Genomic DNA, 12,511 nt, shown 5'->3' on the forward strand with positions numbered 1-12,511 from the left:
AATAAGTCTAATACTCTTAAAGTAATCCTGCTCTTTTCAATAAAGCTTCGGGTTTTGGTTCCTGACCTCTAAAACGTTTGTATAAAATCATAGGATGTTCTGTTCCTCCTTTTGAAAGTACATTGTCTTTGAATTTTGTTGCGACTTCATGATTGAAGATACCGTTTTCCTGAAAATATTCAAAAGCATCAGCGTCCAGGACTTCAGCCCACTTGTAACTGTAGTATCCAGAAGAATATCCACCCTGAAAAATATGTGAAAAAGCAGTACTCATTGCATTTTCTTTTACATCAGGGTACAATTGTGTGTTGGCAAATTGTTCTGTTTCGAAAGTTTTTAAATCGGTGATGTTTGTTGGGTCTTGTCCGTGCCATGCCATATCCAGTAATCCAAAACTTAGTTGACGTAAAGTAGCGAGACCTTCCTGAAAACTAGCACTTTCTTTTATTTTCTGAACATATTCAATTGGGATAATTTCCCCTGTTTCGTAATGATTCGCAAACAAAGCCAAAGCTTCCGGCTCGTAACACCAGTTTTCCATTATCTGACTTGGTAATTCTACAAAATCCCAAAACACCGAAGTACCGGATAAACTTGGATAAGTTGTGTTGGCTAACATTCCGTGTAAACCATGACCAAATTCATGGAATAAAGTAGTAACTTCATTAAAAGTCAATAACGAAGGTTTTGTTTCTGTAGGTTTTGTAAAGTTACAAACGTTTGAAATATGGGGTCTTTCGTTTACACCTTCTTTTATAGATTGTGATTTGAAAGAGGTCATCCACGCACCATTTCTTTTTCCTTTTCTTGGGAAAAAATCCGCATAGAAAATCGAAACTAAATTGTTATCTGCATCGGTTACTTCGTATGTTGTAACTTCTTCATGATACTTGTCGATATCAAAAACTTCGGTAAACGTTAATCCGTATAATTTTTTGGCAACAGTAAAAGCTCCGTTTAAAACTTTTTCTAATTGGAAGTAAGGTTTCAGTTTTTCATCATCTAAATTAAAAAGCTGCTGTTTTAATTTTTCAGAATAGTAAGCACCATCCCATTTTTCTAACTGCTCGATTCCATCCAGCTCTTTAGCGAAAGTCGTTAATTCAGCAAATTCTTTTTGAGCTGCCGGTTTGGCTTTTGCTAGTAAATCGTTGAGAAAAGAGAAAACTCTTTCCGGACTCTCGGCCATTCTTTCCTCGAGAACAAAATGTGCATGGGTTTTATAACCCAACAAATTGGCTCTTTCATAACGAAGTTTGGCGATTTTCAGGACATTTTCCTGATTGTCAAATTCGTTATTTTGGAAAGCTTTTGCTCCAAAGGCAATCGCCATTTTTTTACGTAACTCGCGATTGTCGGCATAAGTCAAAAACGGAATATAACTAGGATGATCTAAGGTGAAGATCCAGCCTTCCTTTTCCTGGCTTTTCGCTAACAATCTTGCGGCTTCGATAGTTCCTTCCGGTAAACCTGCCAGATCTTTTTCATTTGTTAAATGCAATTCGAAAGCATTGGTCTCGGCCAAAACATTTTCGCCAAATTGCAGACTTAGTCTTGACAATTCTTTATCGATTTCGCGTAAGCTTTCTTTTTTGTCCTCAGGTAAGTTGGCTCCGTTTCTTGAAAAACTTTTATATTTTTTATCTAAAAGCGTAGTTTGCTCCGGATTTAAATTCAGCTTTTCTTTTTGATCATAAACAGTTTTAATTTTAGCAAATAATGCCGCATTTAAGGTAATGTCGTTTCCGAATTCTGAAAGCAAAGGAGAAACTTCCTGCGCAATTTTTTGCATCTCATCACTTGTTTCTGCCGAATTCAAATTGAAGAAAATACTGGAAAGACGATCCAGGACATCACCTGTAAAATCCATCGCTACCACTGTGTTCTCAAAAGTGGGCGCCTCCGGATTGTTTACGATCGCATCAATTTCAGCTTTAGCCAAAGCAATTCCTTCGTTAAAAGCAGGAACATAATCTTCGATTTTAATTTGCGAAAAGGGTGCTGTATTGTGTTTGGTGTCGAAATGTTGTGTTAAGATGCTCATTTTTTTAGTTTTCAGTCTCAGTCTCAGTAAGCAGTGCGAACTAAGACTAAAGAGTTTATTTTTTTTGAGTATTCAGTTTCAGTTCTCAGTTTCAGTTCTCAGTGCTTACTGTGACTGAGAACTGAGACTAAGAACTATTTAAGACTTTCAGCTGCTTTATTAACTGCAGCTTTTAATTCTTCTTTATAGGAAATAATAGTATCAAGCACTTTTTTATCATGGCTTCCAATGATTTGTGCCGCTAAAATTCCGGCATTCTTGGCTCCGTTTAAAGCTACTGTCGCGACAGGAACTCCGCCAGGCATTTGAAGAATCGATAAAACCGAATCCCAACCGTCAATAGAGTTACTTGACTTCACTGGAACTCCAATTACGGGAAGTGGCGACATTGAAGCAACCATTCCAGGTAAGTGTGCAGCTCCTCCAGCCCCGGCAATAATTACCGAAATACCGCGAGTGTGTGCATTTTTACTGAAATCGAACAACTTTTCAGGCGTTCTGTGTGCCGAAACGATATCTACTTCAACTTCAATATTAAATTGTTTTAAGATGTCGATCGCATCCTGCATGACTGGCATGTCGGAGATACTTCCCATTATGATGGCTACTTTGCTCATTTTATTTTTTGTTTCAGGTTTTTTTGTTTCAGGTTTCAGACTGTTGACTGCGACTGAAAACTGCTTATTCTACTTCAGGTTTTTATGGTGACTGTAAACTGCGACTACTCACTAATGACTCTAATCGTATTTTTAACGTCCTCAGCAATTCTTCTGGCTTCAGACATGTCTTCATTTACAATTGTTACGTGGCCCATTTTTCGGAAAGGACGTGTTTCTTTTTTACCGTAAATATGTGGGGTAACGCCGTTCCATCCCAGGATAGTTTCGATGTTTTCATAAACAACATCTCCCGAATAACCTTCTGCCCCCACTAAATTAACCATAATTCCGGCAACTTTACTATCGGTATTTCCTAACGGAAGATCCAGAATAGCACGCAAGTGATTTTCGAATTGTGAGGTGTAGCTGGCTTCAATGGAGTAATGCCCTGAATTGTGCGGACGTGGAGCAACTTCATTTACTAAAACTTCATCGTCGTTAGTTTGAAACATTTCGACTGCCAAGAGGCCAACATGATTGAACTTTTCCGAAACATTTAAAGCGATAGCTCTGGCTTTTTCGGCTACTTTCTCATCAATTCTGGCTGGACAGATTACATATTCAACCTGATTGGCTTCCGGGTGAAACTCCATTTCAACAACCGGATATGTTTTAATTTCTCCTGATGGATTTCGGCATACGATAACCGCTAATTCGTTTTTAAACGGAATCATCGTTTCAGCAATACATTCTACATTTGGAAGATGGTCTAAGTCAGAAGTCTGACGAATTATTTTTACACCATTTCCGTCGTAACCAAATTCAGTGCATTTCCACACGAATGGTAATTTCAGTTCCTGGATTTTAGCTTTTAGACTTTCTAAATTTTCAAATCGCTCAAAGGGTGCTGTTGGGATATTGTGATCTGCGTAGAATTGTTTCTGAATCCCTTTGTTTTGAATTCCTTTTAAGGTTTTTGGAGAAGGATAGATTTTTAAACCTTCATTCTCTAACTGTGTCAGGGCTTCAAGATTGACCAATTCGATTTCAAAAGTCAGAACATCAACTTGCTTTCCAAAATTATAAACTGTTTCATAATCCATTAAATCACCTTGAAAGAATTTATTGCAGGCAATTTTACTGGGAGCCTCATCACTTGGATCGAGGACATAAGTTTGGATGTCAAATTTTCGGGTGTCGAACAAAAGCATTTTGCCTAATTGTCCGCCGCCTAATATTCCTAATTTAAAATCAGAAGAAAAATAATTCATTGTAGTTGTGTTTTTGCAAAGATACTTTTTAATCTTTTTTTTGCCATGAATTTCACGAATTTCATGAGATATAGAATGAGAATATTTTTTTGCCACGAATTCCCCGAATTTCCCCGAATCAAAAGTTTTCAGAAGGAGTGCGAAAAAATCGGGGAAATTCGGGGAATTCGTGGCATATAAAAAACTTTTAATCTGTGGCGAAAAAAATAAACGAAAAGCATGCAATCCCAATGATTTTAAGGATTCTCAAAGTTGCAATTGAAATTCTATGACAAGATTATTTTTCTATTTTCTTCAAAACCTCTTTGGCAACGGCTTTGTAGGCTGCCGAATGATCACCATAATCTTTATTCAGAATAATTTGCAGCTCAGGATGTATCCAGTCGTAATGATTGCCTAGAACATACAAAGTTCTGATCGAATAGGCTTTTGTAGCCACTTTTATATCATTGATGAGCCAGTCAAATGAAGCTTCTATACAATCTTGCAGATTCGTTTCAGAAAGTGAAATGCCGTTTTCTGTTTTTTTATAATGCTCTTTTACAAGTAACTGAATCACCTTTGCAATAGGACGAATAGCACTTTCGTCTTTTAAAATCTTAAGATTGGAACAGAAAAAATCAAGATGAGGCTGCAGCCAGATCAATTCTTCGTAAGAAACAAATTCCAGAATCCAACAGGCTTTGTGATTGTTTTTGTCTGACGGAGAAAAACAAATCGTAACAAGTTCTTTAAATAACGAGTGGTTTTCTAAAACCTCTTTAGCAACATTAAGACGATTTTCTCTATAAGCTTTTACGTAATCTAATTTTGTTTGTAATTCAGAAGACATTTTGATGGGTTTAATACAGGTCTAAAATAAGTAATTTAATGTAATAGTTTTGTAATAATTTATAGGAAGCCCTAAAGAGAATAGCGAGACAAAGAGAATTTCCAGACCATAACCAGTCTGGAAATAGAGTTGCATTATTTAGGGAAACCTTAAATTTTGAATTTATTTTTTATAGCTAACTTTCCAAATCGTATTCCCACTGTCATCATTGACTAAAAGAGATCCGTCTTGCATTACTGTTACAGCAACCGGGCGGCCATAAACTTCTGCTTTGTCAGCATTCGCGATAAAACCGGTTAAAAAATCTTCGGGTTTTCCTGAAGGCTTTCCATTGGAAAAAGGAATAAATGCAACTTTATATCCGGAAATTTTGGCACGATTCCATGACCCGTGCTGTCCCACAAAAGCTCCGTTTTTGTATTTTTCAGGAAAAGTACTTTTAGTATAAAAAGCCAATCCTAAAGAAGCAGTATGAGCACCAACAGGAACATCGGGTACAATAGCTTTAGCGACCAAATCTTTGCGTTCTCCTTTCATTCGAGGGTCAGGAATGTTTCCATAGTAGGAGTAAGGCCAGCCATAAAAACCACCTCTTTTTACAGAGGTGATGTAATCAGGAACTAAGTCGTCGCCCAATTCATCACGTTCATTAACTGCTGTCCAAAGTTCTTTGTTTACAGGATTCCAATCCATTCCAACAGGGTTTCTGATTCCCGATGCGTAAATCTTCTCACCAGTTCCGTCAGGATTAATTTCTAAAATGGCGGCACGACGCACTTCTTTATCCATTCCGTTTTCACCTACGTTACTTCCGGAACCAACCGATACATAGATTTTTGTTTCTTCAGGATTTGAAATAATATTTCGGGTCCAGTGATTGTTATAACCTCCAGCCGGAAGTTCAAGGATTTTTGTCCCTGGGGTTTCTAATTTTAAAGGATTGTTTTTATAAGGATAACGGTATAGGCCATCTGTGTTGGCAACATAAAAAAAGTCTTTGAGAATTAACATTCCAAAGGGTCTGTTGAGGTCTTTTAGAAAAACTTCCCGAGTCTCGAATTTTCCGTCTTTATCTTTATCCCGAAGAATTATAATTTGATTTTTGCTCGTTCTGGTTCCGCTCTCGACTACAAAAATATCATTGTTTGGAGCGATATAAGTCCAGCGAGGATTTTCAAAACCGTCGGCAAACTTTGTAACGGTAAAGCCTTCAGGTGCTTTTGGTGTTTGTCCTTCCGGCCATTTAAGTACCTTACTGCTGTTTGTTTTCGATTCGGTTGCATAGGGCGGTGGTAAAACGAGATCCCCAATAGCGGTTTTTACAATAGTTGGAGGCTGTGAGGATAAAGCATCTTTCTTTTCTTTTTTTACCTGCCCGTTGCAGGCTGTTAAGGAGGTTAACAGTAAAAGCGAAAGGAATTGCGTGGTAATTTTCATGGTGGTTTGGGGTTAAGGTTTTAAAATCCAGTAATTTAATAAAATAAGGTCTTTTTTAAAGAAAAGATTTCTAAATATTAAGTGATATTTAACATTCTTAAAAAAATATGTGTGCAGTATATTTTGATACTTACAGTTTGGTTGTAATTCTGTATCTTTGCGCATTATTTTAAATGTAAAAAATAATGATACAACTTCACGATAAACAATTTGTTCCGTTTATTTCGGCCAAAGAAATTGATTTTGCTTTAACTAAAATAGTGGCACAGGTAGAAGATGATTTTGGAGACGATACCCCAATTTTTATTGGTGTTTTAAATGGAGCATTTATGGTCGTTGCCGATTTTCTAAAAAAATATAAAAGTCTTTGCGAGGTTTCATTTATCAAAATGGCATCTTACGAAGGAATTGAAAGTACCAATACGGTAAAAGAATTAATTGGTATCAATCAGGATTTGTCGGGTAGAACCGTTATTCTTATTGAAGATATTATTGATACTGGAAATACAATCGAAGAATTAAAACAATTGTTTAAACAGCAAAATGTAAAGCATTTTAAAATTGCGACTTTGTTTTTCAAACCGGAAGCTTATAAAAAAGACATCAAAATAGATTATATCGGAATCAGAATTCCAAATAAATTCATTGTAGGTTACGGATTGGACTACGATGGTTTAGGAAGAAATTTGCCTGAGGTTTATAAATTGGCAGAATAAATTTAAACACACACAACTATATATTCATTTAAAACTTCTTATTAAAAATAGAAGTCACAACACTCACTCATATTATGATTAACATTGTTTTATTTGGAAAGCCGGGAGCAGGAAAAGGAACTCAGGCAGAATTTTTAAAAGAAAAGTACAAATTAACGCACCTTTCAACAGGAGATATTTTTCGTTTTAATTTAAAAAATGATACAGATTTAGGTAAAAAAGCGAGGGTTTTTATGGATAATGGAGAATTAGTTCCTTGCGAAGTTACTACTGCAATGTTAATTGATGAGGTAAAAAAACATCCTGATACAGCGGGATTTTTGTTCGATGGTTATCCTAGAACTTTAGAACAGGCAGAAGCTTTGGATAAATTTTTACCAACAATTGGATCAAGTGTTACAGCAACTATTGCATTAGAAGCAGATGATGAAATTCTGGTAGCCCGTTTATTAGAAAGAGGAAAAACAAGTGGAAGAGTTGATGATCAGGACGAAGAGAAAATTCGTGTAAGATACCAGGAGTATAATGAAAAAACAGCTCCACTAATTGGATATTATAAAGAACAAAATAAGTTTCATGCCGTAAATGGTATTGGAACTATCGAGGAAATTACAGAGCGATTAACGTCAGTTATAGATAATTTGTAGAAGCTTTTTCCAGCTGCCGTTTCATCCCGATTGCTATCGGGATTTCAAAAGAACTATTTTTCTTATCATAGAACAAGCTTCCAAGGGTTGCTGTTTTCTGGCAAGAAAAATTAGTTTTTTTTAAGACAAGGCTCTTTTGAGAGGTCTGAGACGCAATATTTAAGATTACAGATTATGTTGATGAGGACGATTATATAACGAATAAACCAAAAATTGGAAATACTAATAATATTTTTTCTAATACTATTGAATGGTGTTTTCTCCATGTCAGAAATTGCATTGATTTCGGCCCGGAAAAACAGACTTGAAACTGCCGCAAAAAAAGGAAATAATAGTGCTAAGATAGCACTCGATTTGGCCAATTCTCCGAATAAGTTTTTATCAACCGTGCAAATCGGAATCACTTTAATCGGTATTTTGACCGGTATTTATAGTGGCGATAAAATAACAATGGATGTTGAGGTTTTTGTTAGCGGATTTGAGTTTTTAAAACCCTATGCGCATTCAGTTGCAGTGGGAATTGTTGTCGTAGTTTTGACATTTTTCTCTTTGGTTTTAGGAGAATTATTGCCAAAGCGAATTGGTTTAAATTATCCGGAGGCGATTGCAAAAATGGTAGCGCTGCCAATGAAGACCATTTCGATAATTACGGCACCATTTATTTGGCTGCTTACTTCTTCGACTGATTTTTTATTGAATGTTTTTCAAATTAAGCCAACCGCTGACGGTAAGGTAACGGAAGAAGAGATTAAAGCCATTATCAAAGAAGGAACTGAGGGTGGAGAAGTGCAGGAAATTGAACAGGACATTGTAGAACGTGTTTTTCATATTGGGGATCGAAAAGTAAACTCACTGATGACACACCGTAAATCGGTAGATATGCTGCCTTTCAATGCAGATAAAACAAAGATCAAGGAATTGGTTTTGCAGGATTTGCATACCGTTTATCCGGTCTATAGAGACAACTACGATGATATCGTGGGGGTTGTAAGTTTAAAGAATATATTTGCAAATATCGAAAGCGAACATTTTGAGTTGGCAGGAATTATGATAGATGCACCTTATTTAATGGAACAGACAACAGCATACAAAGCATTGGAGAATTTCAAAAAAACGGGAATTCATTATGCTTTAGTTTCTGATGAATATGGTGTTTTTCAAGGGATTATTACTTTGAATGACATTTTGGAAGCTTTAGTAGGAGATGCATCTGATTTTTATAAAGACGAATTTCAATTAATTGAAAGAGAAGACGGTTCATGGTTGGTTGACGGACATTATTCGTTACATGACTTCTTAACCTATTTTGAGTTAGACGAATTAACAAACGATTACGAAGTAAATACCGTAAGCGGAATGATTATGACAGAGCTTTCGCATATTCCAAAAGAAGGAGAAAAATTAATCTGGCAAAAATTTGTGCTGGAAGTAATTGATATGGATGGCGTAAAGATTGATAAAGTGCTGGTAAAAGCGCTTAAAGAATAAAAAAAATAGTTTTCAGTCTCAGTTTTCAGTCTCAGTTTGGTACTGGAAAATGCGACTGCAACGGAAAGATAAATAAAATAGAATTTAGAAATAGAAGCTAGAGAAATCTAAAATCTAAAATCTAAAATCTGAAATTCAGAAAAATGACAGAAGGAAATTTTGTAGATTATGTTAAGATTTATGTTTCGTCCGGTAAGGGAGGAAAAGGATCTACGCATTTACATAGAGAGAAATTTATTGAAAAAGGAGGCCCGGACGGAGGAGATGGTGGTCGCGGAGGGCATGTGTATTTAGTGGGAAATAAAGGACTTTGGACGTTATTTCATCTAAAGTTTGCACGACATATTAAAGCAGGTCACGGTGGAGACGGTGGAGGAGATCGCAGTACTGGTGCTGATGGAGATGATAAATTTATTGAAGTGCCTTTAGGAACCGTTGTAAAAGACAAAGAAACCGGAGAAACTTTATTCGAAATTACCGAAGACGGTGAAAAGAGAATTCTATCAAAAGGAGGAAAAGGAGGTTTAGGAAACTGGCACTTTAGAAGTTCAACCAATCAGACACCGCGTTATGCTCAGCCAGGTTTGCCGGGTGTAGAGATGGATGTAATTTTGGAGCTTAAAGTATTGGCAGATGTTGGTTTAGTAGGTTTTCCAAATGCCGGAAAATCGACTTTACTGTCTGTTTTGACTTCAGCGAAACCAAAAATTGCCGACTATCCTTTTACAACCTTAAAACCAAACTTAGGAATCGTTGCATACAGAGATTATCAATCGTTTGTAATTGCAGACATTCCTGGAATTATTGAAGGTGCTGCTGAAGGAAAAGGATTAGGTCATTACTTTTTGCGTCATATCGAGCGTAACTCAACATTATTGTTTTTAGTTCCGGTTGATACACCGGATATTAAAGCAGAGTACGATATTTTGGTAAACGAATTAACCAAGTACAATCCTGAAATGTTAGACAAAGAACGTCTTTTAGTAATCTCGAAATGTGATATGCTGGATGACGAACTTAAAGCCGAATTGAAAACGGAATTAGATGTCGCTTTCAAGGATATTCCATACATGTTTATCTCATCTGTGGCCCAACAAGGGTTAACGGATTTAAAAGATAAGCTTTGGAAGATGCTTAATGACTAAAAAAAATACAATTTGTAAAAAAGGTGTTCTGAAAAACAGAGCACCTTTTTTGTTTTATATAATGTTAAATTCGTAATGAAATGCTAAAAATTTGCTGAGATATTTAATTTCAGGATGGACTGCAATAATATAATTATGAAAATGAGTTATATTCGCGTCACTTAAACAAAATAACATGAAAAAAATAGTTTTATTCTTGACCATGTGTCTGATGGCTTTTCCTGTAAGGGCTGACGAAGGAATGTGGTTTTTGATGTTTATCGAAAGATTGAACCATAGAGATATGGAAAAAATGGGCTTGCAATTGACAGCCGAAGAAATTTACAGTATCAACAATCATAGTTTAAAAGATGCTATTGTACAATTTAACGGAGGTTGTACTGCAGAAATCGTTTCTAAAGAGGGATTGGTTTTAACAAATCACCACTGTGGTTACAATGCAATTGCAGAACTTTCTTCAGCAGAACAAAATTATTTGAAAGACGGTTTTTGGGCAAAACAAAGAAGTGCCGAAATGAAACCGAAATCACTATACGTGCGTTTCTTTGTACGTATGGACGATGTTTCTAAAAGAATTTTATCAAAAGTAAACGATAAAATGACTGAGACTGAAAGAAACAAAGCGATTCAGCAAGAAATTGCTTTGATCGAAAAGGAAAATAACGAAGGCGGAAAATATACCGTTTCTGTTCGTCCTTTCTTTCAGGGAAATGAATATTACTATTTCGTTTACCAGGATTATACAGACGTTCGTTTAGTAGGAACGCCACCTGAAAGTGTTGGTAAATTTGGAGGAGATACTGACAACTGGGAATGGCCTCGTCAAACAGGTGATTTCTCTATGTTCAGAGTTTATGCAGATAAAGACGGAAATCCGGCAGCTTACTCTAAAGATAATGTGCCTTTGAAACCTAAACATTACTTACCTGTAAGTATTAAAGGGGTTAAAGAAAATGATTTTGCAATGATTTTAGGATATCCTGGAAGAACAAACCGTTGGATGCCAGCTGGAGGAATTGAGCAAAATGTTAAGTTTGCTTACCCTGCATGGGTTGAAGGTGCTAAAACCGGAATGGATCAAATGAAAAAGTATATGGACAAAGATGCAACAGTTCGTTTGCAATATGCGTCTAAATATGCTTCTACAGCAAACTACTGGAAAAACCGTCAGGGTATGATCGATGCTTTAACAAAAGCGGGGACAGCAGAGATTAAAGCGGCACAGGAAGATAAATTCTATGAGTGGGCTACTAAACCGGCTAACAAAGAAAAGTACGAGAATGTAATTCCAACAATTAATGATTATTACAGAGCTACGAATCTAAAAGCAATCCACGATAATTACTTAACACAGCTTTTGCGTACCTCAAATTATGCTGGTGGGCCGGCTAATTTAGGAAATGCACTGATCGCCTACTACAACGAAAACGACGCTAAAAAAGCAGAAATGTTGCCAAAGATCAACGCATTAATCGAAAGTATTTATGGTGAATTTTATGCACCTCTTGAAAAAGATGTCTTAACGGCACAGTTGAATTTATATGCTTCCAAAGCTGCTGAATATGGTTTAGCGACACAGATTGCTAAAATGAAGTCAGAAAACAATGGTGATTTTACTGCTGATGTAGCAAAAGCAACTGAAATTAGTTATTTTACTTCTAAAGAAAAAGTATTGGCATTTATGGCTAATCCTAAACCATTAGCGATTGTACACGATCCTTTGTATATTATTTCTAACGACTTAATGACAAAATTCCGTTCTAAAACAGACGATCAGTTGAAAGCCGATGATGGTTTTGCAAGCGCATACCGCAAATTGGTGGAAGGTTTAAGAGAATCTAAATTGAATGCAATTCAATATCCGGATGCTAACTCTACGTTGAGATTAACTTACGGAAAAGTAAGAGCGTTACCTGCTGATCCACGTAACGATGCTAAAATAAATAATTATACTACCATGGAAAGTATGGTGAAAAAGTATAAAGCAGGAGATCAGGAATTTGATTTGCCAAAACGTTTATTAGAATTAAACAAAGCAAAAGACTTTGGGCAGTATGCTGATAAAGCAGGTTATATGCCGGTAAACTTCTTAACAGATAACGATATTACAGGTGGAAACTCAGGTTCTCCGGTATTAAACGGAAAAGGAGAATTAATTGGAGTTGCTTTTGACGGAAACATCGAAGCCATGGCTGGAGATGTTATTTTTGATTCTAAATTACAAAGAACAATTAACGTAGATATTCGTTACGTACTTTGGATTATTGACAAATACGCCGGAGCTAAAAACATTATCGACGAAATGACGATTATTAAATAATTCTGGTTTCTA

General features: G+C 36.2%; 10 protein-coding genes. 5 read left to right on the forward strand and 5 right to left on the reverse strand.

The window, feature by feature from the left end; translation table 11 throughout:
• Window positions 1-16: 16 nt before the first annotated feature.
• From FLA105534_RS16455 to FLA105534_RS16475, 5 genes are all read right to left on the reverse strand, one after another.
• The gene (locus FLA105534_RS16455) at window positions 17-2,044 is read right to left on the reverse strand and encodes a M3 family metallopeptidase (RefSeq protein WP_173967209.1); all 2,028 of its coding nucleotides are present in this window, start codon (window positions 2,042-2,044) and stop codon (window positions 17-19) included.
• 134 nt (window positions 2,045-2,178) lie between these two features.
• Entirely contained in the window at window positions 2,179-2,661 is a 483-nt protein-coding gene (gene purE, locus FLA105534_RS16460; RefSeq protein WP_173967210.1) for a 5-(carboxyamino)imidazole ribonucleotide mutase, read from the reverse strand.
• Between the two features lie 104 nt (window positions 2,662-2,765).
• Entirely contained in the window at window positions 2,766-3,914 is a 1,149-nt protein-coding gene (locus FLA105534_RS16465) for a 5-(carboxyamino)imidazole ribonucleotide synthase (RefSeq protein ID WP_173967211.1), read from the reverse strand.
• Between the two features lie 277 nt (window positions 3,915-4,191).
• Window positions 4,192-4,746: a hypothetical protein gene (locus FLA105534_RS16470; RefSeq protein ID WP_173967212.1), complete on the reverse strand. Its 555-nt coding sequence runs from the start codon at window positions 4,744-4,746 to the stop codon at window positions 4,192-4,194.
• Window positions 4,747-4,908: 162 nt separating this feature from the next.
• A complete protein-coding gene (locus tag FLA105534_RS16475; protein ID WP_173967213.1) occupies window positions 4,909-6,183 on the reverse strand; it encodes a PQQ-dependent sugar dehydrogenase in 1,275 nt (424 codons plus the stop codon).
• A 185-nt stretch (window positions 6,184-6,368) separates the two neighbouring features.
• Between FLA105534_RS16475 and hpt the strand changes: the two genes are divergently transcribed.
• The 5 genes from hpt to FLA105534_RS16500 all read left to right on the forward strand — a co-directional run bounded on the left by hpt (window position 6,369) and on the right by FLA105534_RS16500 (window position 12,499).
• Entirely contained in the window at window positions 6,369-6,899 is a 531-nt protein-coding gene (hpt, locus tag FLA105534_RS16480; RefSeq protein ID WP_173967214.1) for a hypoxanthine phosphoribosyltransferase, read from the forward strand.
• A 74-nt stretch (window positions 6,900-6,973) separates the two neighbouring features.
• The gene (locus FLA105534_RS16485) at window positions 6,974-7,546 is read left to right on the forward strand and encodes an adenylate kinase (RefSeq protein WP_173967215.1); all 573 of its coding nucleotides are present in this window, start codon (window positions 6,974-6,976) and stop codon (window positions 7,544-7,546) included.
• A gap of 213 nt (window positions 7,547-7,759) precedes the next feature.
• Window positions 7,760-9,034: a hemolysin family protein gene (locus FLA105534_RS16490; protein ID WP_173967216.1), complete on the forward strand. Its 1,275-nt coding sequence runs from the start codon at window positions 7,760-7,762 to the stop codon at window positions 9,032-9,034.
• A gap of 143 nt (window positions 9,035-9,177) precedes the next feature.
• Window positions 9,178-10,179: a GTPase ObgE gene (gene obgE / locus FLA105534_RS16495; protein ID WP_173967217.1), complete on the forward strand. Its 1,002-nt coding sequence runs from the start codon at window positions 9,178-9,180 to the stop codon at window positions 10,177-10,179.
• A 175-nt stretch (window positions 10,180-10,354) separates the two neighbouring features.
• Window positions 10,355-12,499 (forward strand): S46 family peptidase, encoded by a 2,145-nt coding sequence (locus tag FLA105534_RS16500; protein ID WP_173967218.1) that lies wholly within the window; start codon window positions 10,355-10,357, stop codon window positions 12,497-12,499.
• Window positions 12,500-12,511: the final 12 nt, after the last annotated feature.

Source organism: Flavobacterium collinsii (genome assembly GCF_902804485.1).
GTDB lineage: Bacteria > Bacteroidota > Bacteroidia > Flavobacteriales > Flavobacteriaceae > Flavobacterium > Flavobacterium collinsii.